Annotated in this window: 24 protein-coding genes, 1 tRNA gene and 1 rRNA gene; 4 read left to right on the forward strand and 22 right to left on the reverse strand. The window is 32.6% G+C overall.

The genetic code is table 11. From position 1 onward, the window contains the following. The 3 genes from pdhA to porV form a co-directional block, all read right to left on the reverse strand. Positions 1 to 1,002, reverse strand: coding sequence for a pyruvate dehydrogenase (acetyl-transferring) E1 component subunit alpha (gene pdhA / locus DK508_RS04585; RefSeq protein WP_109299556.1), 1,002 nt, complete (start codon positions 1,000 to 1,002; stop codon positions 1 to 3). Positions 1,003 to 1,151: 149 nt separating this feature from the next. Continuing rightward, the gene (locus DK508_RS04590) at positions 1,152 to 1,634 is read right to left on the reverse strand and encodes a cytidine deaminase (protein WP_109299557.1); all 483 of its coding nucleotides are present in this window, start codon (positions 1,632 to 1,634) and stop codon (positions 1,152 to 1,154) included. Positions 1,635 to 1,748: 114 nt separating this feature from the next. Beyond that, the gene (porV, locus tag DK508_RS04595; RefSeq protein WP_109299558.1) at positions 1,749 to 2,900 is read right to left on the reverse strand and encodes a type IX secretion system outer membrane channel protein PorV; all 1,152 of its coding nucleotides are present in this window, start codon (positions 2,898 to 2,900) and stop codon (positions 1,749 to 1,751) included. Between the two features lie 615 nt (positions 2,901 to 3,515). Between porV and gldJ the strand changes: the two genes are divergently transcribed. Together gldJ and murF are read left to right on the forward strand one after the other, a co-directional pair. Beyond that, a complete protein-coding gene (gene gldJ / locus DK508_RS04600) occupies positions 3,516 to 5,192 on the forward strand; it encodes a gliding motility lipoprotein GldJ (RefSeq protein WP_109299559.1) in 1,677 nt (558 codons plus the stop codon). Between the two features lie 80 nt (positions 5,193 to 5,272). Further along, entirely contained in the window at positions 5,273 to 6,550 is a 1,278-nt protein-coding gene (gene murF / locus DK508_RS04605) for a UDP-N-acetylmuramoyl-tripeptide--D-alanyl-D-alanine ligase (protein WP_109299560.1), read from the forward strand. Between the two features lie 2 nt (positions 6,551 to 6,552). Here murF and DK508_RS04610 read toward each other — a convergent pair whose 3' ends face one another. The 15 genes from DK508_RS04610 to DK508_RS04675 form a co-directional block, all read right to left on the reverse strand. Next, positions 6,553 to 7,632, reverse strand: coding sequence for a DUF2652 domain-containing protein (locus DK508_RS04610; protein ID WP_109299561.1), 1,080 nt, complete (start codon positions 7,630 to 7,632; stop codon positions 6,553 to 6,555). A gap of 261 nt (positions 7,633 to 7,893) precedes the next feature. Further along, the gene (locus DK508_RS04615) at positions 7,894 to 8,769 is read right to left on the reverse strand and encodes an ATP-binding cassette domain-containing protein (RefSeq protein ID WP_109299562.1); all 876 of its coding nucleotides are present in this window, start codon (positions 8,767 to 8,769) and stop codon (positions 7,894 to 7,896) included. Beyond that, a complete protein-coding gene (gene modB, locus DK508_RS04620) occupies positions 8,766 to 9,437 on the reverse strand; it encodes a molybdate ABC transporter permease subunit (RefSeq protein WP_109299563.1) in 672 nt (223 codons plus the stop codon). Before modB ends, DK508_RS04615 begins: the two co-directional genes overlap by 4 nt. After that, complete coding sequence (locus tag DK508_RS04625; protein ID WP_109299564.1) at positions 9,437 to 9,835, reverse strand: molybdopterin-binding protein; 399 nt, start codon at positions 9,833 to 9,835, stop codon at positions 9,437 to 9,439. The genes modB and DK508_RS04625 overlap by 1 nt, the downstream gene beginning before the upstream one ends. Positions 9,836 to 9,838: 3 nt before the next feature. Then, a complete protein-coding gene (gene modA / locus DK508_RS04630; protein WP_109299565.1) occupies positions 9,839 to 10,609 on the reverse strand; it encodes a molybdate ABC transporter substrate-binding protein in 771 nt (256 codons plus the stop codon). A 374-nt stretch (positions 10,610 to 10,983) separates the two neighbouring features. Beyond that, a complete protein-coding gene (locus tag DK508_RS21040; protein WP_160114563.1) occupies positions 10,984 to 11,151 on the reverse strand; it encodes a hypothetical protein in 168 nt (55 codons plus the stop codon). 163 nt (positions 11,152 to 11,314) lie between these two features. Beyond that, positions 11,315 to 11,503 carry a hypothetical protein gene (locus DK508_RS04635; protein ID WP_109299566.1) on the reverse strand — a complete coding sequence of 63 codons (189 nt, stop codon included), beginning with the start codon at positions 11,501 to 11,503 and terminating at the stop codon, positions 11,315 to 11,317. Positions 11,504 to 11,702: 199 nt separating this feature from the next. After that, on the reverse strand, positions 11,703 to 12,227 hold the full coding sequence (locus tag DK508_RS04640; protein WP_109299567.1) for a UpxY family transcription antiterminator: 525 nt from the start codon (positions 12,225 to 12,227) through the stop codon (positions 11,703 to 11,705). A 660-nt stretch (positions 12,228 to 12,887) separates the two neighbouring features. Beyond that, a tRNA-Val gene (locus tag DK508_RS04645) sits at positions 12,888 to 12,962 on the reverse strand. Positions 12,963 to 13,031: 69 nt separating this feature from the next. Further along, on the reverse strand, positions 13,032 to 14,249 hold the full coding sequence (locus DK508_RS04650) for a folylpolyglutamate synthase/dihydrofolate synthase family protein (RefSeq protein WP_109299568.1): 1,218 nt from the start codon (positions 14,247 to 14,249) through the stop codon (positions 13,032 to 13,034). Between the two features lie 8 nt (positions 14,250 to 14,257). Continuing rightward, entirely contained in the window at positions 14,258 to 15,154 is an 897-nt protein-coding gene (locus DK508_RS04655; RefSeq protein ID WP_109299569.1) for a cell envelope integrity protein TolA, read from the reverse strand. Positions 15,155 to 15,157: 3 nt separating this feature from the next. Continuing rightward, positions 15,158 to 15,550, reverse strand: a complete 393-nt coding sequence (locus tag DK508_RS04660; RefSeq protein WP_109299570.1) for a biopolymer transporter ExbD — start codon at positions 15,548 to 15,550, stop codon at positions 15,158 to 15,160. 1 nt (position 15,551) lies between these two features. Continuing rightward, entirely contained in the window at positions 15,552 to 16,238 is a 687-nt protein-coding gene (locus tag DK508_RS04665; protein ID WP_235016288.1) for a MotA/TolQ/ExbB proton channel family protein, read from the reverse strand. An 83-nt stretch (positions 16,239 to 16,321) separates the two neighbouring features. Then, positions 16,322 to 17,848 (reverse strand): sodium/proton antiporter NhaB, encoded by a 1,527-nt coding sequence (gene nhaB, locus DK508_RS04670; RefSeq protein ID WP_109299572.1) that lies wholly within the window; start codon positions 17,846 to 17,848, stop codon positions 16,322 to 16,324. 26 nt (positions 17,849 to 17,874) lie between these two features. Beyond that, positions 17,875 to 19,101, reverse strand: a complete 1,227-nt coding sequence (locus DK508_RS04675) for a Glu/Leu/Phe/Val dehydrogenase dimerization domain-containing protein (RefSeq protein WP_109299573.1) — start codon at positions 19,099 to 19,101, stop codon at positions 17,875 to 17,877. A 444-nt stretch (positions 19,102 to 19,545) separates the two neighbouring features. On the opposite strand from DK508_RS04675, the gene DK508_RS04680 reads away from it, so the two are divergent. After that, a complete protein-coding gene (locus DK508_RS04680; protein ID WP_109299574.1) occupies positions 19,546 to 20,688 on the forward strand; it encodes an acyl-CoA dehydrogenase in 1,143 nt (380 codons plus the stop codon). A gap of 203 nt (positions 20,689 to 20,891) precedes the next feature. On the opposite strand, the gene DK508_RS04685 is transcribed toward DK508_RS04680, so the two are convergent. After that, a complete protein-coding gene (locus tag DK508_RS04685; protein WP_109299575.1) occupies positions 20,892 to 21,086 on the reverse strand; it encodes a hypothetical protein in 195 nt (64 codons plus the stop codon). A 126-nt stretch (positions 21,087 to 21,212) separates the two neighbouring features. Continuing rightward, positions 21,213 to 22,928: a helix-turn-helix domain-containing protein gene (locus DK508_RS04690; protein WP_109299576.1), complete on the reverse strand. Its 1,716-nt coding sequence runs from the start codon at positions 22,926 to 22,928 to the stop codon at positions 21,213 to 21,215. Positions 22,929 to 23,358: 430 nt separating this feature from the next. On the opposite strand from DK508_RS04690, the gene DK508_RS04695 reads away from it, so the two are divergent. Continuing rightward, entirely contained in the window at positions 23,359 to 23,559 is a 201-nt protein-coding gene (locus DK508_RS04695; protein ID WP_109299577.1) for a hypothetical protein, read from the forward strand. 629 nt (positions 23,560 to 24,188) lie between these two features. On the opposite strand, the gene DK508_RS04700 is transcribed toward DK508_RS04695, so the two are convergent. Together DK508_RS04700 and rrf are read right to left on the reverse strand one after the other, a co-directional pair. Further along, positions 24,189 to 24,560: a TlpA disulfide reductase family protein gene (locus tag DK508_RS04700; protein WP_109299578.1), complete on the reverse strand. Its 372-nt coding sequence runs from the start codon at positions 24,558 to 24,560 to the stop codon at positions 24,189 to 24,191. 178 nt (positions 24,561 to 24,738) lie between these two features. Beyond that, positions 24,739 to 24,823, reverse strand: a 5S ribosomal RNA gene (gene rrf / locus DK508_RS04705); the annotation flags it as partial.

Genomic DNA, 24,823 nt, shown 5'->3' on the forward strand with positions numbered 1-24,823 from the left:
CTATTGTGGTTTGTGTGATAAAAACGGATAATCATCTTGATCGTATACTACATCATACATCACATTCTTTTCAGGGAATGGTGAATCCTCGGCAAATTTTTGACATTCTGCAACGCGTTCTTTTACTCGTTTATCAATAGCAGCAATCTCATCATCTGTAGCATGCTTTTTTTCCTTTATAATATCCAACACTTGAGTAATTGGATCTATCTTTTGGTATTCGGCAACTTCTGCCTTAGTTCGATATTTTTGTGCATCACTCATAGAATGCCCTCTATATCTATATGTTTTTAATTCAAGAAAAGTTGGTCCTCCGCCAGTTCTAGCTCTAGTAATAGCTTCATCCATTGCTTCAGCAACTTTTACCGGATTCATAGCATCTACAGGACCACATGGCATTTCATAGCCTAATCCCAATTTCCATATATCCGTATGGTTTGCTGTTCTTTCTACAGAAGTTCCCATTGCGTATCCATTATTCTCTACACAAAAAACGACTGGCAAATTCCATAACATCGCCAGATTGAATGTTTCATGTAATGAACCTTGACGCGTAGCGCCGTCTCCCATAAAGGTAAGTGTTACAGCATCTCTTTTGTGATATTTATCTGCAAAAGCTAGTCCCGCTCCTAAAGGAATCTGCCCCCCTACAATACCGTGACCTCCATAAAAGCGATGTTCTTTAGAGAAAATATGCATAGAACCTCCTAAACCTTGAGAAGTACCTGTACCTTTTCCAAATAATTCTGCCATTACACGTTTTGGATCAACACCCATACCAATGGGTTGTACATGATTACGGTAAGCCGTGATCATTTTATCTTTTGTAAGATCCATTGCATGCAAAGCTCCAGCAAGGATTGCCTCTTGGCCATTATAGAGATGTAAAAACCCTCTAACTTTTTGCTGAATATATACTTGTGCTAATTTATCTTCGAACTTTCGCCAGAAGAGCATTTCTTCGTACCAATTTAGGTAAACTTCTTTGGTTATTTTTTTCATTTACAATTGTGCTGAGATATGTATAAAAAACTAGTTCTGAAACTAGTAATCGCTTAACCTTCCTATTAATGTTTTGGAAGAACGAAAAACAAAAATAACATATTCGAGATTAAGGGGAAAGCAGTTTGCTCATAAAATCAACGAAAACGTTATAAATATGAATTATCAAAAATAAGTGGCAATAAATTAGATAAAGACGAAGATTTCACCACTTTTCCTGTTTCTCCCATAAAATAAATCTCAATAGGAGCTTCTTGTTTTACTTCATATTCTGCAATAGCCTGTCTACATGCTCCACAAGGAGGTGTGGGAGTGACCAATTGATATTTCAATGATTTAGCACAAAGTGCCATTTTCAAAATTGGAATACCCGGAAAATTGGCTCCTGCATAATAGATAGCCGTACGTTCTGCACATAATCCTGAAGGATAGCAAGCATTTTCCTGATTATTACCCAAAACGACCTCTCCATTTTCCATTAGTAAAGCTGCACCCACCCAAAATTCTGAATAAGGAGCATATGCCTTGTCCCTAATCTCCATAGATTGATGCATCAATTCTTGAATATCTTGAGGCAACTCATCTAATGAATCATATACCTGCAAGACAGATGTTATTTTGATTTCCTTCATTACTATTTAATTTTCATTATAAATAATGGGGGCACAATGTACTACAAACAAAAAAAGTATCAAACCCTAAAGCTTGATACTTTTTCTATATATCTAGTATTAATACCTTATGTATTAATCATTGTATTCATCTCCAAAGTTAAATGTAAGACCAAAACGAAGCGTTCCTTCAAGTGGACTTCTCACAGATGACGTAGAAAACAGGTAAGAAACATCTAAATTAACGATGTTATATTTAAAACCAGCTCCCATGGAAAGAAATTGACGCGCTCCTTTTTCATCACTTTCGTGAAAGAATCCAGATCTAAAAGCAAAAACTTCTTTATACATATACTCTGCACCAAGTGCCCAAGTAATTTCTTTTAATTCTTCGCTAAATCCTCCATCGGCATCTCCCCATGAAGAGAAAATAGCGCCAAATTCGCTAATATCCTGATATTCTCTATTATCATCGGCATCTATGTCCCCATCACCGTCAAAATCCTGAGGTGTAGGCACCAGTAATTTGCTAATTTCCAAAGTTGGTGTAATTCTATTATCCTCATTAAAGATAAAATCAAAAGAACCTCCTAATCTAAAGTTAGTAGGAATAAAATTTTCCTGACCAGCATCATCATATTTGATTTTTGGACCTATATTAGAAATTGTTGCTCCAGCTCTCCATCTACCATTAAAAGAATTAAAGGCTATCTCATCACTTCGATAAAAACCAGCAATATCAACACCAAAACTTCCTGCCGCACTAGCATCATCAGCATTTTCAGTTTGCAACCTAAGATCAGATCTTAAGTATCTACCTGCAACTGCCATAGAAAAACGCTCATTAAGCTTTAATGCATAAGAAACATCTAATGTAAACTCATTAGGACGCTGTGTATTTGCAGCCCCATCTGCAGTTTGCCTAAATTCGATATCTCCAAGACTGAAATATCTGAAACTAGCTGCAACAGCACTTCGCTCATTAATACGGTTATAATAATTTAAATTACCTAAAAATATATCATTTACAAGATTACTAAGATATGGTGTATAATTTACACCAACTCCTTGTTTGCTTTTGATAAATGCATATTTGGCTGGATTCCACTGTTGTGAGAATACATCCGGTGACGTAGCGACTCCCTGGTCTGCTAGACCTGCTGCTCTTGCATCAGCAGCGATTAATAAAAATGGTGTAGCTGTTGTGATTGCTCTATTTTCCTGTGCTTTGACATGGACGTTACAAAACATTAAAGAGACAAGACCAAGAATAATTGTTTTTTTCATACCTGCAAAAATTGAGTTTGACAAATATATAGTTATTTAGTGATTAAAAAATAGTGAGTCATTTAATTTTTTTCAAACTCACTCTTTTCTTAACGTAAAATTTGCTGATATCTTATATTCGACCTTAATAGTAATTTAAAGAAATGCACGTTTCTTCACAAAATATTAAAAAAAACACAAATGTGTACAGAAGCATTTTAAAAACTATAATCAAGCCCTGCCCTTACTATCATTAGTACTACATTGCTATCACCTCTATACAAGTATGAAAATGTATATTGTGATGTAGAGCGACACATTTAATTATAAATATTTTAAATACTGCACTTATTATTTAAAACAAATGGTGAAAAAAAATTTAAATTCTAAAAAAATCAACTCTTATATATGAATGATTGCGTTCTTAAATACAGAAAAACCGTTTTTCAAAGGCCGATAAAATTTTATGGTTTTTATTTAAAATTAAATAATAAACTACAAAATATTGCGTTAAACCAAAGTCGTTGGAAATTCATAAAAAATCATGAATTGATAATATTTTAAAAAATTTAGGCTATTTTTAACGTTTATTGTTATATTGCAAGCCCTAATTTCTACTTTAACGAACTTAAGATTATGAAAAACGCGTTTATTTTTAAGTCGCTAATGGCACTCTCCATTAGTGTTCTACTTTTTAGTTGTTCTAAGAACGATTATGGGAGCAGTTCAAGAGCCACAGGTTGGAAATACAATTCCAAAGACGGCGGATTTCAAGTAAATACAAATTACAAAGAACAAGAAACCGGTCCTGGTTTAGTTTTTATTGAAGGTGGTACCTTTACAATGGGTCGTGTTCAAGATGATGTAATGCATGACTGGAACAATACCCCTACCCAGCAACATGTACAATCATTCTATATGGATGAAACAGAAGTAACCAATGTAATGTATCTAGAATATTTAGATTGGTTAAAAGGTGTTTATCCTCCTACAGAACCAAAATATAGAAACATCTATTACGGTGCTCTTCCTGATACATTAGTATGGAGAAATCGTTTAGGGTTTAATGAAATGATGACCAATAACTATTTACGTCATCCCGCTTATGCAGATTATCCTGTAGTTGGTGTAAACTGGATACAAGCTGTAGAATTTAGTAATTGGAGAACAAATCGCGTTAATGAAAGAATTCTTGAAGAAGAAAATGTAATTAAAGAAAATGCTCCTTTTGAAGATGTTTCTGCAGAAAGTACATTTGATACAGAAACTTATCTTAATGCTCCTTCGCAAACATATGGGGGTAACGACGAAGCTATTCGAGGAGGAAGAGCTTCAGAAAAATATGAAAAAACCAATGATTCTACTGGTTTATATATACAACGTAAAGATGGATTATTACTTCCAAAGTATAGACTTCCGACAGAAGCGGAGTGGGAATATGCCGCTCTAGGTCTTGTAGAGATTAGAAGTTACAACATATATAGAGGTAGAAAAAAATATCCATGGAGCGGGAAATATACTCGTTCAGGAAAAAGAAGAACTAGAGGAGATCAATTAGCTAACTTTAAGCAAGGAGATGGTGATTATGGTGGTATCGCTGGATGGAGTGATGATGGTGCAGATATTACTGCCCCTGTAAAATCTTACGATCCAAATGATTATGGATTATATGACATGGCAGGAAACGTTGCCGAGTGGGTAGCTGATGTATACAGACCTATTGTAGATGATGAGTACAATGATTTTAACTACTACAGAGGTAATGTATATACTAAAAATGCAATTAACCCGGATGGAACAGTAAAAATAGTAATGACGGATTCTATTGTATATGATACGCTTAGTAATGGAAAAATTATTGCTAGAGTATTACCAGGTGGAATTTTGCAGGTACCTATCGATGAAAACGAGACGTACATGAGAACTAACTTTACAGATAGTGATAACAGAAACTACAGAGATGGTGATAAAAGTTCTTCTAGATATTATGAAGGATATCAAGATGAAACTACTCCTAACAGAAGAATGTATAATGCTCCAATACATTATGTAGGGCCTGGCGCTGAAGATAGCACGAAATTAGACAGGAGATATGATGAGTCTAGTAAAAGAACTACTATCGTAGATGATAAAGTTCGTGTATACAAGGGTGGTTCTTGGAAAGATAGAGCATATTGGTTAGACCCTGCTCAAAGAAGGTTTATGCCACAGGATATGGCAACAGACTATATTGGTTTCAGAAATGCAATGTCTCGAGTTGGTACTAAAGCCAAAAAGAAAAAGACTCCTAGACATCAAAAGCCAAGAGGATAATTTAGAAAATATATTAAAGTTCGTTATAAATAAAAAGCCCTGTACAGTATTGTCAGGGCTTTTTAACATCATAATATTATATGACTACCTCTCAATTACATCAATTATTCATTAATAGTGCTGGTGTTTGTACAGATACCCGAAAGATCAAAGACAACACTATTTTCTTTGCACTTAAGGGTGACAATTTTAATGGAAACACCTATGCTAAAAAAGCGTTAGAGCTTGGAGCTTCATATGCCATTATTGATGAAATTGAATTTAAAGTATCAGAAAAACATATTCTCGTTGAAGATGTACTAAAAACTCTTCAGGAATTAGCATCATATCATCGAGAGTATCTAGGTATACCTATTATAGGGCTTACCGGTAGTAATGGAAAAACTACTACCAAAGAGTTAATAAACAGTGTCCTTTCTTCTGGTTATAAAACTACTGCGACAGTTGGCAATTTAAATAATCACATAGGAGTGCCATTAACTCTTTTATCGATGACCAAAGCTACTCAAATCGGAATAGTGGAAATGGGAGCTAATCATATCGGAGAAATTGATGCTTTATGCTCAATTGCTAAACCGGATTACGGATACATTACAAATATTGGCAAAGCACATTTAGAAGGTTTTGGCAGTCTAGAAGGAGTTTTAAAAGGAAAAACCGAATTGTATTCGTACCTAAAAAAACGCAACAAACTAGTCTTTTTAAATATCGAAGATGAAAAACTTCTTAACGCATCATCAGGCCTAAATAGTTATAGTTTTTCTCAATCCGATAAAAGCGATATCACTGTTTTGTTATCTAAAGCAGATCCAAATGTAATTGTTAATTATGACCAACAAACTATACAAAGTAATTTGATTGGCGTATATAATTTTACAAATATCGCTGCAGCAATTACCATTGGTTCATATTTCAATCTTTCTGCAAATCAAATCAAAACGGCTATACAATCCTACACTCCTTCTAACAATAGATCTGAGATTATTAAAAAAGAAAATTACACGATTATTTTGGATGCCTACAATGCCAACCCAACAAGTATGGAGGCTGCAATTCACAATTTTGACCAATTAAACCACACTACTAAGATTGCTTTTTTAGGAGATATGTTTGAATTGGGAGATGAAGCTTCTGTAGAACATCAAAGAATCTTAGACCTCATATCCAGTACTGCAGTAAACGAGATTCATCTTATTGGAAATATTTTTTTTGACTGTAAAGCCAATGACCACCGTATACATCAATATGAATCCTATAAAGATTTTGAAGATCACCTAAATCTAAAAAATAAAGAAGGTGCAATTCTTATTAAAGGATCTAGAGGAATGAAACTTGAACGAATTTTAGATATTCTTTAGTTCTAATCATTATTATCTCTAACAAACATTTCAAGGTTATCAATAGATGTTTTCGATCCTTTGCTAATAGATCGTTTTATAATTAAAAATAAAAGAAGTTTTTTGAATAGTGATTTTGCCTCAAAATATATTTCCAAAGTCAATTTACATGTATTATCTGATGTAGGTTTTATTATAAAAAATTGATACATCGCATGTATCGGTATATCATGTGTAAGTTCTCCATACACAATCTCATCGGCGTATGTCTTTTTAGTAATCGTAGTAAAATTTAACCTCTTTCCGTCAATAACACATACATGTTCAGTTCCTAAACGTGTTACCTCGTCAGGGTTATATTCAAATTTCTCTACTCCCTTTACCCAGTAATGTCTATAACTGTAATTAGTAATATATTCTAATAACTCTGCTGCAGGAATCTTGAAATCTTGATGATGAACAACACCAGGCGGGTATTTAAAATCATATACTTCGGAGGTTTCAAATGGATTTAATTTTAATAAATTTTTATCTATTTCAGAAAATAAATATCCTATTTCTACCTCATCATATACATCTCTACCAACACCAAAAGTATAGAGTAAGCTATTATAATTATCTGGAAGACCAATACGGTTTGACACTGCGTTACTTATAAGGGCATACGTGTCACTATCAATAGAATTTTTAAGTAATCTATGGGCTTCAATTACAAATTGACCAAAAGGCTTACGTTTTTCTTGCACAGTAATAAACTGCACATCCCCACAATGAACAATAATCTTAAGTTGTAAATCGGGAGCTGTTGCGCAAGCGTTACAAGGACAAATTCGATTTTTTTCTAAACGCTTAAGGTGACTATAAAACGCAGTGAACATAGTCTCTATCTGAGCCAGAAGTTTTTCTTGAGAAGGTATTTCATTTACTTTATAAAAAAACAAAGCATCACCTTCTACTTCTGCCAATTTAAGATCCTGGGTGTTTGCATTTATTAGTACTTCTAACAACTCGGAAATCACATGTTGACTATGCTCAACCTCGGTATTTCGAACAAATTTTGTAAATCCCGAAATGTCTGGTATAAAAAGTAATGAAATTGCCATTTATAAAAAAGGTAATGTGCGTTTCATCATCCTAATATATTAGGATTCTGTTCAAAACACCATTAATCGTGTAACAATATACAAATCCCTGATCATCATTATTCTCTCTTAAGTTTTATTTAACCTTAACGATCAATAGGATATAAAAGTTACAAAATGACCTCTTTTATGATCAATTTCGTCTTTAGGGTTTCGTATATTGCTATAAGAATCTAATTATTTTGTTTTATGGTATTGATAATATAACATGAAAGAAAAATATTAATTTATCTTTTGCAGTAATGGATTAAATGCCTTAGAGGCTACTATTATTTTATCTCCCACCGTCATTGTTTTAACATCAGATTTATCTGCTACTATTTTGACAAAATTTGCACCTATCAGAACGGTAACTACATAAATAATACCTTCTCTTTTTACCTCTACTATTTCTCCTGAGAACTGAAATTTACCACTAACTTGTTTACTTGTAAAAACATCAATTGGATTACCTTGTTTAATTATTCTGCCATTTTCGATTACAAAAATGTTATCACACATTTTTATAACCTCCCCTATCTCATGACTAATTAGTATAGTGGTTAAATTGAATTGTTTATGCATTTTAAGAATATAATCTTGTAATCTTGATCTCATACTATGATCTAAAGCCGAAAGCGGTTCATCTAACATTAAAATTTCTGGTTTTCTCACCAAAGCTCTAGCTAAAGCCACCCTTTGTTTTTGGCCTCCTGATAACTTATCCGGTTTTCGATTTTTTAGTTCGCCAAGCTCTACGAGTTCAATGAGCTCATTTACAATTTGTTTATCCTGTCCTTTTTCTAATGCGAAAAGAAGGTTTTCTTTCACAGTCATGTTAGGAAATAAAGCATATTCTTGGAATACGTAACCAATTCTTCTCTGTTGTGGTTTTACATAAATTTTGTTTTTGGTATCAAGCCAAATTCTATCATTCACTTTTACATAGCCTTTATCTGCAGTCATTAATCCAGCAATCATTCTTAGAATTGATGTTTTACCTGCTCCAGAATCTCCATAAAGAGTAACAAAATCGCCTTCTTTAATCTCTATATCAATATCCAACAACATAACTCCATTGGTAGCTATCAATTGCTTTTGTAATGCTATATGTATCATTTCCAAAATCTTTTTAAGTACCCTCCATTCACAATGTAAACAACTAACAATATGCTAAATGTAATTGCAAATAAGATCAGTGAGTACATATTAGCTGTATCATAATTTAGCGCCTCTACTTCATCATAAATGGCAATAGAAGCCACCTTTGTTTCTCCCGGTATATTACCACCTATCATTAATACTACGCCAAACTCACCAATTGTATGCGCAAAAGCCAATACAATCCCAGTTAATAATGATGGCTTTATATTGGGAATAAGTATTTTAAAAAGTGTAACAATTTTGGATTTACCCAATACATACGAAGCTTCCATTATTGTAATATTAAGATTAGAAAAACCAGCCTGTATAGGATGAACCATAAATGGTAAACTATAAATAACTGAAGCTAGAACCAACCCTTGAAAAGAAAAAATAAACTGTAGTCCAAGATGGTCATTTAACCATCCTCCTAATGAACTAGAAGGACTCAAGGTTACTAATAAATAAAACCCCAAAACCGTGGGAGGTAAAACAAGAGGCATACTCACTAAAGTTTCAAGAATAGGTTTTAATCGAGATTTGGTATAGGCCAACCAGTATGACAAGGGAATAGAAATGATTAATAACAAAAATGTAGTAATCAAAGCCAATTTAAAAGTCAATAATAAAGGTTGCCAATCCATCATTGTGATAACATTATTTCGGTAGTTTTTATCAATATCGTTACTTCTTCTTCGATTTGTAATATCATTTCGTTCATTGCATCAGACGTAATGATTGCTGAGATATCTCCCACTGCCGTACTTATAATAATTTTGCTTAAAAGTACTCCTTTTTCTATCGTAGAAATATTACCCGTTACTTTGTTCGGAATACTAAGTTCACATCCATCACCTTTGCTTATAATAACTTCTGTTTCTTTAAAAACAACTTTTACTGGATTTGTTTTTTTTAAGTAAGAAACGGTATCAGGTGTTTCAATAATCATCGCCTGAAACAAAATGTCGTTGACATTTATTGTGACCAGAGATAAACTACCGTTTGTTTTTATGGATGCAATTTTACCTTCTAAAGTATTCATAGCTCAATTCTTAATTGTTGTATATCCATAATTTTGAAGAATTCCCCTTACCTCTTTAGACCATAAAAACTGGTAATATTTTTCTACATTCTTCTTTTTAATATTACTACTGCTATTCTGTTTGATAACAACAACACCTTGAGCAATAGGAGAATAATCTTCGTCGCTTATATCAATCCAATTTCCTTTATTTTTCATTCTACCAGATAAAACTACCGATTTTGATGTAAAACCTATTTGAGCAGATTCAGAAATAATAAATTGATTAGTTTGTAATATACTCTCTCCATACACCAATTTCTCTTCTACATCTTTGTAAATCTTACGATTTTCAAGCACTTCAACACTAGCCGCTCCATACGGCGCTATCTTTGGGTTTGCCAATGCGATATGTTTTATACTAGGGTTTTTTAGCATTTTTATAGATGGTTTTATATTTTTTATCGCCGACCATAGCACTAACTTTCCATAAACAAAGACTTTAGGTTCCTCAAGAATATTACCGTTTTTAAAAAGTTCTTGGGGATATTTCATATTTGCAGAAATAAATATATCATAAGGTGCTCCTTCCTTAATTTGAGCAGTAAGTTTGCCTGATGAACCTATAATTAACTCACATTTAATCCCCGTTTTTAAGGTAAATGCTTCGGACACATCTTTCATAGCAAATTGCATATTAGCCGCTACAGCAATATGCAAAATTTCTTTTCCCTCTCTTTGACAAGAACAGAAAAGTACTAAGCCTAAAAAAACTACGTATATATTTTTTGTCATCAACTACATTTCAAAGCTAAGCTATTCTTTATACAAATAACTTTATCAAACCCGTTTACTTTGTTTTTATACTTTTGATTATATTAAATGTAGCAAAAAAAATAGGGGACTTAAAAAAATTAAGTCCCCCCTTGTCAATAAATCCAAAAAAATACTCTACTCTAATTTTGATTACCTATTGACACACAATGATTCTCGCCATTGTAAATTTTAGATACACAAAAGTTGGTCTTTATAAAACTTTCTTTAACATTATCTATTTTAAATCTTGATGTTTTGCCCTAAACTTTAGATATTTTTTGACTCTTATTAACTTCTGCAACTCCAGTTATCAAAGAAACTCTAAGGTTAATCATCTCTAAATCTTTTCAAATTTAATAGGCATCACAATTCTCGGATCTACAATTTGTATTACAGCCCGTTAATTGTTGATCACTTTGAGTTGCGAAAGCTTTAATATGTCCTCCTTTGATTCTGGCATAATTCAAATTAGCAATTGTTAGCTTTCTAATGTCGAATTTGTTTTTGTTTACTTTTTTCATGGTACTACATATATGAGTTAATTAATATTTGATACCCTCACGTCTTATGAGTTTACAATACTTATAAGAGTGCTTCTTTTCTGACTGAAAATAACTTTTAAGATTTCTGATAATTTTCAGGAAATAAGAACTTAATAAAACAGCTTCTCCTAAGTTTAAAAAATTAGCAATTTACCGCAGAACCACCACCACAAGTACCTCCTACGGAACAACCTTGTGTGCAATATTTTTCGGTATCCTGATCAGTGGTAGTTTTCTGAAATGCTAAATAGCCAGCTTTAATTTGATTCTGACCTAATTTGCTAATTACCTCTCTTTTAAAATTAAGAGTCTTCAATTGTTTTTTTTGCATTCTAAAAAGTTTAATAATTAATAGTTTCTAAGTTTATTAAGACTTCAATTGTATAATAAAGTCTATGTTTTAAAATAAAAATATCGTACATCCATTCTTATTTACATCATTGACATAAAAAGAATCCCCCTCTTCGATATCTAATTAATCTTTTGTAAGCGCTAAAGCAAAAAATCACTTCAGTTATTTTCAATGCTTTCTAGGCCGACTCTAGTGTTTCTTGTAAATAACAAGTAGGCATAGTCGCTACAATACTTTGCATCATCGAATCAATCCGAACTAATATTTTACTTTGATTATTTACCTTGAGAATTTCACATTCCAAACCTCTTAATGGGCCATAAAATATTTTACAAATCTCTCCTATTTTATAAGGTTTGTTATGCAATTCTAAATCGGACAAATCTTCATCTTTCACGATAAATTTTATCGCTTTAATTTCACTTTCTTTAACTATTGCATATTCATGTCCGAAACGAATAAAAGCCGATGCACCATCAATTGATAAAGATTGATGCAAATCTTTAGCTGATTTAATTTTAACAAAAACGTAGGATTTAAATAGCGGTTCCTCAACCTTTTTTTTTCGATCACTCCATTGCTTAATAGTTTTTATCATGGGAACAAATACTTCGATTTCATTCTCGACCAATAGGTCATGTACTTTTTTTTCATGTCGTGATCTAACATAAAGAACATACCATTTATTTAATTTAAGATTCATTGCGAGTAATTATTTTGACGGGTGAATAGAAACCATAGCTCCGCTTACCTGACTTGTGAGATATCCATTTCGGAATAGATATATCTAACAATCAAGTTTCAACCATACTGTAAAAGCCCAATACAGCATTATTTGCTTATGTTTTCTAGATAAAATTCTTATCAGGCCTATAAGTTGATAAGAGAACTTGTACACACACAGAAGAAGGCCTGTTGAATTTTAACTACTTCTTCAACATTTCCGTATCGCTATACAAACATAAATTTAAATGTAAATGAGATAAAAATAAAGGCACATCGGTAAGGATTTATAAATTATACCTGAAAAATTTATAAATTTTAAGTATTTAAATATCTATTTAAAATATTGATTATCAATCATTTATAACCATTTTTAAAAAATAATCGTATATACTTAATGAGATAAATATTTAGAGTAAATACAAGGCGGTACTTTAAGAATTTGGTAACATTCTTAAAGAGAAAATTATGGAATCAAGGATAAGAAAAATTCAATTTTAAAAACTAAAAAATCCTATAGTACTTCGCTTTTATAGCTATTATAAAATGATGCTTAACATTCGACATATCGACATCGCTTCTTTTACTTCTTTAAAACGAAAAAATCCATCCGTTTTCACGGATGGATTTTTATATGTTGTGGGCGCGAAGGGATTCGAACCCCTGACCCCTTGGGTGTAAACCAAGTGCTCTGAACCAACTGAGCTACGCGCCCGCTATCTTGCGATTGCGGATGCAAATATAAGACAGTTTTACAGTCTACCAAAAGAATTTCAAAGAAAAATTAAATTATTTCTGATACTACAAATGTACTTCCACCAACATATATTACATCCTTATCTGTAGCGCATTGTAATGCAGCATTATATGCCTCCAAAACCGAATCATAATTTTCTCCAATTAAATTATATTTTAATGCTTTTTCTTTTAATTCTTTTCCACCTAATCCTCGAGAAATGTCAGGTTTTGTAAAATAATACTTAGCAACTGTTGGAAATAATGGCAATATCATTTCTAAATCTTTATCACGTACCATTCCTAAAACGATATGTAATTTTTTATAATTCTCTTTTATTAATTGTTTCATTACGGCGCCAAGACCATCTTCATTATGAGCCGTATCACAAATCACTTTAGGTGATTCTTGTAGAATTTGCCATCTACCCAATAACCCTGTATTGCGAACTACATTATTTAGCCCTATCTCTACAGCACTAGTACCTATATCCCATCCTAATTTTTGTAGCACAGCAATAGTTTTTAATACCGTTAAGATATTTTTCTCTTGATAATGACCTTTTAAATCAGAAACGTATTGTTTTCCTTCATAATCATTTGCCCAATACAAATCACTACCACAAGATTTGGCTTTTTGCTTAAATACATCTTTCGTCTCTGGAACAGTCTCTCCTACTACAACAGGTATATTATCTTTAATAATCCCAGCTTTTTCTGATGCAATTTCTGTTAAAGTATCTCCTAAAAATTGAATATGGTCTATACCTATATTTGTAATAACTGAAACTTCTGGAGTGATAATATTAGTAGAATCCAATCTACCTCCCAAACCTACTTCGATTATTGCTATATCAATATCAGATTCAGAAAAATATTGAAATGCCATACCAACTGTCATTTCAAAAAAGGATAAATGATGTTTTTCAAAATACCATTTATGCTCATGCATAAAATCAATAACATATTGTTTTGGCACAACTTCTCCATTAACGCGAATACGCTCTCTAAAATCTTTTAAATGAGGAGATGTATACAATCCAACCTTATAACCCACTTCTTGCAAAACAGAGGCTAACATATGGCTTGTAGAACCTTTACCATTGGTTCCTGCAACATGAATACTTTTAAAAGTGTTATGAGGGTTCCCCAGGTACGCGGCTAACTCAATGGTATTATGCAAATCCACCTTATAGGCACTAGCTCCCTGACGTTGATACATCGGTAATTGGGCAAACATCCAATCCAGAGTCTCCCTATAATCCATTTTTTCTATTATTCGGAAAGTTTAAATTGATAAACGATTGTCCCCACTTGTTTAACTGGGGCTTTAGAATCACTATTGAATTTTGTAGCTAAAGCAGCTCTTCTCGCTGGTTCCATTAAACACGAAGCGCTATTGGTGGTTCCTTTCATTCCTGGTGTTGCCCGGATTACTTTACCACTCTGATTAACTTCAATTTTTACTACTACAATACCTGATTCATTACAGTCTTGAACGAATTTTTCTTTATTAAGGGCCTTACGTCCTCCTAATCTATAATTCCCATCTCCATCTAATCCTTTTCCTGTACCGTAATAAGATTTAGCATTAGGATCTCCATTTGGACTTCCTTTATCACCAGGAGATCTATCATTCCCTTCTCCACCTTTTGCAGCCCCATCATTTTTTGGGCCATTAGAAAAGCTATTTAAAATATCTAAAGTAGATTTATCTGGCTTAGGATCAGGTTTCTTTTCCTCTACCTTTTTAACCGGTTTTTCCTTTACGGCAGTTTTAACAGGTTTTTGCTCTGTTATCTTTTTCGGTTTTTCTTTAGGTTTATCTACCTTTTTTTCAGGTTTCTTCTTTGGTTTCTTATCTATAAGGGGAGCATCTGTTATATCCTGAGTTGCGACTTTTTCTTGAATCTCTGGAGATTCTTCTTGAGGTTCTGGAGTGGTAGAGGAAGCCTCTGGAGTAGTGTTTTTTGGAGAAGTCCTTATAGGTTTATTAGGTTGAATTTTTCCAGACCCTGTAGCGGTTGTTCCGAAATTTACAGCTATTCCACTTTCCTCTTCAGGAACAATATAATTTAGACTTAGATAAAACAATAAAAAAATGATCCCTAAGTGCAACAGTATAGTGAGCACAAAAGATTTCTTTTTATGTTTTGTATCTAATTTTATCATTTATTAATCAGGTTTCACTGCTAATATCACTTTAAATTTATTCCTATTAGCGATATCCATTACACTTACGGCTCTTTCTATCGGTACTCCTTCTTCAGCTCTTAAAATAATAGTAGGCTCGTTTTGTCCTTTTAATTTAGCAAGTAAAGTCGATTCTAAACTACTTTGACTTATACGCTCATTATCAATATAGTATTGTAATTTGTTTGTAATACTCACTGATATATTTTGTGCATTGGAACTTTTACCTTTAGCCTTTGGCAATATCAAATCCAATGCTTCTGGAGTAATTGCTGGAGATGTCAACAAAAAGAAAACCAATAACAAAAAAACAATATCTGTCATGGATGACATGCTAAACTCAGGACTTACTTTATTTCTTCCTCTTAGATTCATATTAAGCAGGTTCGTTTAACAAGTCTAGAAAATCTACTGCATTGGCTTCCATACTATGAATTACTTTATCTGTACGAACTACAAGATGATTATATCCAATATACGCTACAATCCCGACAACTAATCCTCCTACAGTTGTTGTCATAGCAGTATATATCCCTTCTGCCAAAACCCCCATATCTGCCGTTCCAGAACTTGATGCTAAATTATGGAATGCCAAAATCATACCAATAACTGTTCCTAAGAAACCTATCATTGGTGCTGCTCCGGCTACAGTAGCCAGGATACTTACATTTTTTTCAAGTTTATATACTTCTAATCTACCAGCATTTTCAATGGCTTTATTAATATCCTCTAAAGAATGTCCTATTCTAGAAATTCCTTTTTCAGTTAATCGAGCAACAGGATTATCAGTTTGAGCACAAAGAATTTTGGCCGCTTCAATTTTTCCGCTGGCAACATTATCTCTAATCTTACTCATAAAACTTTCGTCATATTTCGAAGCCGCTTTAATAGCAAAAAGTCTCTCAAAATATATGTATACCGCGACAAAAAGTAATACGAACAAAATTCCGATAATTACAATTGCTCCTGTTCCCCCACTTAAAAGTAGATCCATAATGGATAAAGTCTTCTCTTCTACTACCGGGTCAATTTGTGTGGTGTTTTGGGCTATAGCACCGAGCATAAATAAATTCGTCATTTCGATTTTGTTAATTTAGTGTTAGTATACTAACGTTATTTCTGTAGGTTAAGTATATCTCTTTTCTACTATAATATATATATAATTCCTAATAAACCTACCAATCCAAGTACTATTGTATAAGGAAAAGCCATTTTCACCATTTTGGAATATGACAATCCAATTAGTGGTGCTAAAGAAGAGGTTAGTAAAAATAAAAACGCTGCTTGACCATTAGGTGTTGCAACACTTGGTAAATTAGTTCCTGTATTAATTGCTACTGCCAATTTTTCAAACTGCTCTCTTGATATGGCGCCATTATCAAAAGCTTGCCTAACCTCACCGATATAAACAGTCGCAACAAATACATTATCACTTATCATAGATAAGATTCCATTAGCGGCATAAAACATTGCTGGCTGGTCTTCTGGTTTTAATTGTAAAGCCCAATCAATTATCGGAGTAAAAAGATGTTGATCATGTATCATAGCTACGATCACAAAGAAAACTACCAATAAACCTGTAAAAGGTAACGCTTCTTCAAAAGCTTTACCTAATTGGTGTTCTTCAGTAATTCCCATAAACGCAGTTTGTACAATTATTAGTGCCAATCCTATGAACCCAACAGGTGCTATGTGCAATGCCAACCCAACAATTAATAAGATTGCAGATACGGCCTGAATGATTAATCCGTATTTCGATTTATCAGATCTGTTCGCGTCTTCTTCGTCGGTATAACTTTGGATAATATGCCTAGCAACACTGGGTAGTTTAGCCCCAAAACCAAACCATCCTGTATATTCTAAGAGGATTGTAGTTAATAACCCTGCACCAAATACTGGTAGAGAAATTGGTGCCATTTTAAGGAAGAATTGTATAAAATCCCACCCCATTCGTTCTCCGATTAGTAAGTTTTGTGGTTCTCCAACCAAAGTACAAACACCTCCAAGAGCAGTACCAACAACACCGTGCATCACCAAACTTCTTAAAAAACTTCTAAACTGTTCTAATGTCTCTCCACTTAGTTCTTTTCTATCCAAAACGCCGCTATCATCATAATCACCAGAACCCGAATGTATTTTATGATACACCCCATAAAATCCAACAGCTACACTAATTAAAACCGCTGTTACAGTTAAAGCATCCAAAAATGCCGAAAGTACTGCCGAAAGAAAAACAAACAATAATGACAATATCATTTTGGATTTAATCTTAGTAAACACTTTACTAAAAATGTACATCAATAACGGTTTCATAAAATAAATCCCCGCAACCATGAATACCAATAATAGAATCACTTCTAAATTTTGTTCGACTTCAAAAAGTACTCCTCCTTTAATCCCCTTTCCTAATTCATCACGTACAATTTTACCGTGATCTAATTTATACATTGGGTGTGTCAATCCTAAGGCCAAAGCTTCGATAGCTAATATTCCTCCGGACTGTAAAGGATAACACTTTAGTGCCATTGCCAGCGTAAAAATAAACTCTGCAATAAACAGCCAAGCTGTAATCATGGGTCCTAAAACGAAGTAAGAAAATACATTAAATACTAAAAACCCGATCATGATGGCTTTAAACCATTTCGGACTATTACCTAGAAAATATTTAAACATAGTTGTATTGGGTTATACGATTAATACTAAAGCAACTCTTTAAGAGCTATCTCAAAAGCTGTTTTACTAATATTAATTTTTGTTTGATTATTATTATAAGTGTTTTGAATTGCTTTCTTTATGGTCTCCGATGTATCCATAAAAATTGCCTCATCTGTCATTTGCACCTTACGTTCCATGAAATACGCAAAAACTCTAGCCATTCCGCAATTAGAAACAAAATCTGGAATCAAGCTTACTCTTTCATCTGTGTATTCCATTATAGGCCCAAAAAATATTTCCTGATCCGCAAAAGGAACATTGGCACCACAGGATATTACTTCTAAGCCCGAATTAATCATTTGAGTAATTTGGTCTTTGGTTATTAATCGAGAAGCTGCACAAGGGGCAAAAATTTCAGTTTCTAGAGACCATATTTTTTCATTTAACTCATCAAAAGGAATTAATACATCGCTGTACAATTTATTCCCTTTCTTGTTTAGGTATAATTCCTTTATTTCTTCAAAAGAAAAACCATCTTCATTGATAAGACCACCTGCATGATCAATAATCCCAACAACCTTAGCTCCCATTTCTGAAAGATAATAAGCCGCTGCAGACCCTACATTACCAAACCCTTGGACTACTGCTCTTTTACCTGCAACTTCGCCTCCATAAATAGTATAGTAATGTCTTACTGCTTCAGCAACACCATATCCAGTGATCATATCTGCAACAGTATATTTTTTATATACATCAGGAGAAAAAGTGGTGTTCTCTAATACTTTAATTACACCTTGTCTAAGTTGGCCAATTCTATTAATCTTATCGGCTTCTGTAGGCTGAAAATGACCATTAAACACACCTTCTTGAGGATGCCAAACTCCACATTCTTCTGTAATTGGTATCACTTCATGTATTTCATCTACATTAAGATCTCCTCCTGTACCATAATAACTTTTTAATAAAGGTGATACCGCTTTATACCATCGCTGCAATACTCCTTTTTTTCTTGGATCATTTGGATCAAAATTAATCCCTGATTTTGCACCTCCAATATTAGGTCCCGATACCGTAAACTTTACTTCCATGGTTTTTGCTAATGAAAGTACTTCATTCATATCTAATCCATCTCTCATTCGGGTACCACCACCAGCTGCTCCACCTCTTAAGGAATTTATAACAGTCCACCCTTCGGCTTCTGTTTCAGAATCTTTCCAATTAAAAACGATCTCCGGCGTTTTATTCTCGTATTTTTTTAATAATTCTTTCATTGTTTATTTTCAATTTATTCTGTATTCAACTCTTTTTGACAAAACATAACACCTACTTAAGGTGTTATTCTTAATCTTAATAAAACTCCTCCCAATGGAGGTCAGCGTTGAGTCATATTTTCTATGTATTAGAATAAATTGAACCTATCTAAAAAAGTTACCTCGCAAATATAAAAAACTAAATATCCATAAAGGATAAATAAAAGTAAAATTATACAAGTTTAAAAGTCTTTTTTTTTAGTGAAGATTATGCAAAAATTAAAAGGAATCTTCTAGACTTTTTAATCAAGAATGTAGCACATCAAAAAACAAAAAAAACATTAAAACTATCATATTATCAACTATATTTGTAGAATTATTAAAAATATCGAGTTTATCTCGATTTATTTTCATCAAAAAGTAAGAATTGCGTGTTATGCGCGCACAGTAAATAATAATACAATTATGGACTTTAAATTATCCGAAGAACAGTTAATGATACGCGATGCCGCTCGTGATTTTGCCAAAGCAGAATTATTGCCTGGTGTAATAGAGCGAGATAACAAACAAGAATTTCCTGCCGAAGAGGTAAAAAAAATGGGGAACCTTGGATTTTTAGGAATGATGGCTTCTCCAGAATACGGAGGAGGAGGTATGGATACTCTTTCTTATGTTCTTGTAATGGAAGAGCTCTCTAAAATAGATGCTTCATGTTCTGTTATAGTATCTGTAAACAATTCTTTGGTATGTTGGGGTCTTGATACCTATGGTAGCCCAGAACAAAAAGAAAAATATTTATCAAAACTAACAACTGGAGAATCTATAGGAGCTTTCTGTTTGTCAGAACCAGAGGCTGGAAGTGACGCCACTTCTCAAAAAACGACAGCTATTGATAAAGGTGATCATTATATTTTAAATGGTACCAAAAACTGGATTACTAATGGTGGTACTGCAGATTATTACTTGGTTATCGCACAAACGGATAAAGAAAAAAAACATCGTGGAATCAATGCCTTTATAGTAGAAAAAGGATCGGAAGGTTTTGAAGTAGGTCCAAAAGAAGATAAATTAGGAATTAGAGGTAGTGATACGCACTCTCTTATTTTTAATGATGTAAAAGTACCTAAAGAAAATAGAATTGGCGAAGATGGTTTCGGTTTTAAGTTTGCTATGAAGACTTTGGCAGGTGGTCGTATAGGTATTGCTGCACAAGCCTTGGGTATTGCTGCAGGAGCGTATGAATTAGCAAAAGAGTATTCTAAGGTACGTAAAGCATTTGGCACCGAAATTATGAATCATCAAGCTATTGCTTTTAAGCTAGCAGATATGCATGTGCAGATTGAAGCGGCAAGAATGTTGGTCTACAAAGCAGCAATGGACAAAGATAACCATGAAAACTATGACTTATCGGGTGCAATGGCAAAATTAGCAGCTTCTCAAGCAGCCATGGAGGTAAGTGTAGAAGCCGTACAAATACATGGTGGTAATGGTTTTGTAAAAGAATATCATGTAGAGCGATTAATGCGTGACGCCAAAATCACACAGATATATGAAGGAACTAGCGAAATCCAAAAAATCGTAATATCAAGAAGCATTCTTAGAGATTAATTAGTTAAAAATGCTCTAATCAAAAAGCCCAAATTATAAATTCTTATAATTTGGGCTTTTATTTTTTGTTAGTATAAACAAATTATGACTATCCATTAGAATTAAACATTCAATCAATATTTGACACTAACTTAAATTATGCGTTTAACATGTTATTTTGTGAATAATATTAAAAAATATCTGTCACTTAACCTATTTGTTGTCTATGCTGTACAATCGCATGCTTGATTTGAATCTACACTAGTTTGACCGGTTCCATTACCACACAGAGGATCATCCGGTTCTCCAGATTCTCTCATTAGATGAGTCCCTCCTTTAATTTGGTTTTTCGATAACCTGTCCAATTGAGCGACCTGTATCTTATTTAAAGAAATTTTTTTTCTATTTTGCTCTTTCATGATTTTTCCAAAAATTACAATTAATATCTGTCTCAAAAGTAGTTAAGAAATACTTGAAATCACTTTCAAATTGGTGAATATTTATAAATATTCACCAATACATCGATACAAAAAAACACACTTAAACTATTGACTACAAGCATTTTTAATGTATTCTGCCGGTTTACAACCCATTTTCTTATAAAAAGCCTTAGCAAATGATTGTATGTTATTAAATCCTACTTCACCGGCCATTGATCGTACAGAATATTGCTTAAATTGTTTATTGTTTTTGATTTGATCTACACAATACTCAATTCGTAAATCGTTAATATAATTATTAAAACTTTTTTGTTTGTCGATATTAATTACTTTAGATAAATACGAAGAATTGGTTTTTAATGTTTTCGAAACGCTATTAAGAGATAAGTCATTTTTTAAATACTTATGATTATGTTGAAAATCTTCCAATTTTTTTAAAATTTCCTTTTTAATCTCTATCGGCACCTCTACGCTATTTATTCTTTTTTCTTTTTTTTGCTCTATCGTTTTGGTAAGCTGCATATATTTATTGGACACTTCCTTATATTTTAGCTTTCCTTTTTTATAATAAAAATATAAGAATCCAATCAATATCATTAACACAAGAGTCAAAAACCATAATTTATATTTTGATAATTTATTATTATGATCAATGGTATATATTAATTGATTTTTGTCGTTAATCAATTCTGCTATATCGTACTTTTTTACGATGTTATTATTAAGCGTTGCATATTTTCGATTATATTCTCTTTCGTAGGACAGTAACTTATTGGTTGTTTGTAATTGATTTTTTAAATCTTCGTTTTTCTTGTAATGTTCTATTAGTAAAGTAAAAGTATTGCGTAACTCCGAAACGTAATTTGCCTTATTCGTGGTCGAATCTATTTTTTGAAGATACTGTAATGCTTCTTCATCTTTCCCCAATTTATACAAGGTTTTTGCCATAAATAATCTACTAATTCTAACATTAGAATTAGAACTTAACAAGTTTCCTTTGGATATAGTGAGCATTTTTTGCAAACTATCAAATGCTTTTTGATATTCTTGTCTGTAATAACTATTAACACCATTAATAACTAAAAAACCTCTATAGTAATATTGATTCGTATGAGATAAACTAAATCGAATTCCTTTCTTTATGTAATAATATGCAGAATCATATTGGCGAAAACGATTATACGTATCAGCTAGTTTATATAACGTAGCCGTATACGTTTTAGGGTAAAGCTTTATAGTATCTTGGTGTATCAAAAAATTATAGTTTTCCTTAAATACTTGTAAAGCCTCATCATGCTTTCCTAGGGTAGCTTTCAATAGGGCCATATTATGTTTTACAGCAACAACTTGTTCTTCATTTTCATTTAATTCGGCATACTTTTTAGTTAACAAATAAGACTGTAAAGCTTCATCATACCGTTCCATATTATACAGTAGATATCCTCTTAAGAGGTAACCTGCAGCTGGATAAGTATCATGCCGTATATTCTTTGTAATAAACAAGATAGAATCTGTATATTTTAATGCTATCTCTGCATTTTTTTGTTGATGTATTTTGCTTTTTAATCGATACGCTTTTGCCATTTCTATCGTATCCTTCTGCTTCATCCCTTTAAAGAGGTATGCATTAGATATTTCATGAACAATTATTGAATCTTGATTATGTTTCTGATAAAGTATATATAGTTCACCAAAGGATTTGTCTTCTAATGAATCCAGTATTGGTGGTTTAATTTTCTTTTGAGCTTGTGCATTTACATATAGTATATTAAAAAAAGTCAAACAAACACACCAAACAAAAACCCTATAAATATTCTTCATCTATATCTGCAAATAAAGGATGAACCAAGTACAAAACCCCTTGCGTTCAATATTTTTATTGAAGTATATAAAAAAAATAACCGTTAAAAAAATGAAAACAATAAAAATGACTTTTATTTAAATAAAAATATTTCATTTCTTTTAAAATACTCTAAGGTAATATTTATAAATAAACAGGGTAAGATTCATAAATGCGTACTAAAACACTTTTATAATTAGCGAATCCTAATCGTATATTCGCTAAAAACTAAATCAAATTAATTTATAAAGTCATTAGGCGTTAGCATTTCTTAACTTTAAATAAGTAAAGTAATTATATTAACTTATAAATTCCGGAAACAAACAGTTAATATAAATTATCGCAAAAAAAGTTCTATGTTAATCCCTTATAATTAGATAACTATTCAATAACACTTTAAAATTACATTTTATGTATTTAAAAAAATTTTCTAAGTATAGAATTGACCAAAAATTATTATCAAAAATCAATGCAGGTGGGCATGGTTTAGTAATTTGTGGTAATGGAGAATCATTTAGCGCATCTGCGGAATCAGAAAGTTCAGTAGAACGAGGCGGTGGCCGCTGGTGTCGAGATAAAGGTGGTGTGTCTGCTACTGTATATCTTCAATAACAATAGACTTTTGCTAAACGCTACGAAAAGATAAAGTAGGGCTTGGTGTTAATTGCAAGCTCCTAATGAATCGTGTTTCTAAACATTTTTCTTTCTAATTGTAGCGTTTAGCAACCAATAAAACATTCAATTTACTAATACCTCGTCTACAGAATTGACTAACCTCAGTTTACAAATTTCTATTCTTCGCACATTCGTTACAGTTCCGAATTATCACAGTTAATCTGCCAGTTAATTCTAGATTGATATTGTCTGCATGTAAAACTCAAGCAACTCCAGATGAATGAAAACATGAAGTATAGGCATGCATGGGTAGAAATGTACGAAGCTATATTCCTTCTGATAGACGGGATATAAAAATACTAGATATGCGCTAGCATAGTTTAATAGATACTCGAAAAATCTTAAAAGTCTATAACAAATCTGGAATGTCTACCATACTCAAAGAAAAACTGATTTCTGAAGATTTTTTTAAAGGTATATGAAAGACATTGTAGAAAAACTCCATTAGTATAATGAAACTCAAATAAACAGTAAAATTATCCAAAACATACCCCCCTCATCATCTTACAAACAAACTGTCTATTTGTCCTAAAGAATACTCTCCTAATAACTCCCCTCTGGTTAGATTAAAAATTTAGCCGGTATTTCTGAAACACCGTACATTCTATTCTTGCAATTGAAGACATCATCACAAAACAATTCTCGTCTACTATCTGATGTTTCCATAAGAAACCATATTTCTTAATAGCCTTCTCCCACGATTTAGCATGTTTCTCTAACGCTACGGTTACCACTATAATTTTATCAGAATGTTTCTCATGAAACGCAACCAATTTTGGATAACCCTTCAAGCAGGGTACACACCAGGATCCCAAAAAATCAAACAACACATAATCACCTCTCAAATCAGATAATTTGAATGGTGTGCCATCAATTAGTATTGCCTCGAAGTCAGGAGTTGGTTCTCCTTCTTCTGCTGTAGCATATTTTATATACACAAGATAGGCTAATAATCAAAATTAGCCCAAGGATGCTACTTTAAGATTTTATTTACAATGATTATGCAACAGTTGATCACCGAAACAGTAATTCTAAGTTTTAAAAAGCATCATTACTTATAGACTTAGTTTTTGAGCATAAAAAAAACCCTTCATTATAGTAATGAAGGGTTTTCAAAGAAGGCGGCGACCTACTCTCCCACGATTGTAGTACCATTGGCGCTAACGGGCTTAACTACTCTGTTCGGAATGGTAAGAGGTGA

The organism is Aquimarina sp. AU474, from assembly GCF_900312815.1.
Classification (GTDB): domain Bacteria; phylum Bacteroidota; class Bacteroidia; order Flavobacteriales; family Flavobacteriaceae; genus Aquimarina.

Excerpts from the sequence above, each read along its gene's own strand:
- DK508_RS04650 (WP_109299568.1), bottom strand. The coding sequence starts at position 14,249 with ATGGATTATAGGGAGACTCTGGATTGGATGTTTGCCCAATTACCGATG.
- DK508_RS21040 (WP_160114563.1), bottom strand. The coding sequence starts at position 11,151 with ATGAAAAAAGTAAACAAAAACAAATTCGACATTAGAAAGCTAACAATT.
- DK508_RS04695 (WP_109299577.1), top strand. The coding sequence starts at position 23,359 with ATGTATTTAAAAAAATTTTCTAAGTATAGAATTGACCAAAAATTATTA.
- DK508_RS04680 (WP_109299574.1), top strand. The coding sequence starts at position 19,546 with ATGGACTTTAAATTATCCGAAGAACAGTTAATGATACGCGATGCCGCT.
- murF (WP_109299560.1), top strand. The coding sequence starts at position 5,273 with ATGACTACCTCTCAATTACATCAATTATTCATTAATAGTGCTGGTGTT.
- DK508_RS04660 (WP_109299570.1), bottom strand. The coding sequence starts at position 15,550 with ATGAATCTAAGAGGAAGAAATAAAGTAAGTCCTGAGTTTAGCATGTCA.
- DK508_RS04590 (WP_109299557.1), bottom strand. The coding sequence starts at position 1,634 with ATGAAGGAAATCAAAATAACATCTGTCTTGCAGGTATATGATTCATTA.
- DK508_RS04685 (WP_109299575.1), bottom strand. The coding sequence starts at position 21,086 with ATGAAAGAGCAAAATAGAAAAAAAATTTCTTTAAATAAGATACAGGTC.
- nhaB (WP_109299572.1), bottom strand. The coding sequence starts at position 17,848 with ATGTTTAAATATTTTCTAGGTAATAGTCCGAAATGGTTTAAAGCCATC.
- DK508_RS04675 (WP_109299573.1), bottom strand. The coding sequence starts at position 19,101 with ATGAAAGAATTATTAAAAAAATACGAGAATAAAACGCCGGAGATCGTT.
- DK508_RS04665 (WP_235016288.1), bottom strand. The coding sequence starts at position 16,238 with ATGCTCGGTGCTATAGCCCAAAACACCACACAAATTGACCCGGTAGTA.
- DK508_RS04615 (WP_109299562.1), bottom strand. The coding sequence starts at position 8,769 with ATGATACATATAGCATTACAAAAGCAATTGATAGCTACCAATGGAGTT.
- DK508_RS04690 (WP_109299576.1), bottom strand. The coding sequence starts at position 22,928 with ATGAAGAATATTTATAGGGTTTTTGTTTGGTGTGTTTGTTTGACTTTT.
- DK508_RS04635 (WP_109299566.1), bottom strand. The coding sequence starts at position 11,503 with ATGCAAAAAAAACAATTGAAGACTCTTAATTTTAAAAGAGAGGTAATT.
- DK508_RS04640 (WP_109299567.1), bottom strand. The coding sequence starts at position 12,227 with ATGAATCTTAAATTAAATAAATGGTATGTTCTTTATGTTAGATCACGA.
- DK508_RS04655 (WP_109299569.1), bottom strand. The coding sequence starts at position 15,154 with ATGATAAAATTAGATACAAAACATAAAAAGAAATCTTTTGTGCTCACT.
- pdhA (WP_109299556.1), bottom strand. The coding sequence starts at position 1,002 with ATGAAAAAAATAACCAAAGAAGTTTACCTAAATTGGTACGAAGAAATG.
- DK508_RS04610 (WP_109299561.1), bottom strand. The coding sequence starts at position 7,632 with ATGGCAATTTCATTACTTTTTATACCAGACATTTCGGGATTTACAAAA.
- modA (WP_109299565.1), bottom strand. The coding sequence starts at position 10,609 with ATGACAAAAAATATATACGTAGTTTTTTTAGGCTTAGTACTTTTCTGT.
- porV (WP_109299558.1), bottom strand. The coding sequence starts at position 2,900 with ATGAAAAAAACAATTATTCTTGGTCTTGTCTCTTTAATGTTTTGTAAC.
- modB (WP_109299563.1), bottom strand. The coding sequence starts at position 9,437 with ATGGATTGGCAACCTTTATTATTGACTTTTAAATTGGCTTTGATTACT.
- gldJ (WP_109299559.1), top strand. The coding sequence starts at position 3,516 with ATGAAAAACGCGTTTATTTTTAAGTCGCTAATGGCACTCTCCATTAGT.
- DK508_RS04625 (WP_109299564.1), bottom strand. The coding sequence starts at position 9,835 with ATGAATACTTTAGAAGGTAAAATTGCATCCATAAAAACAAACGGTAGT.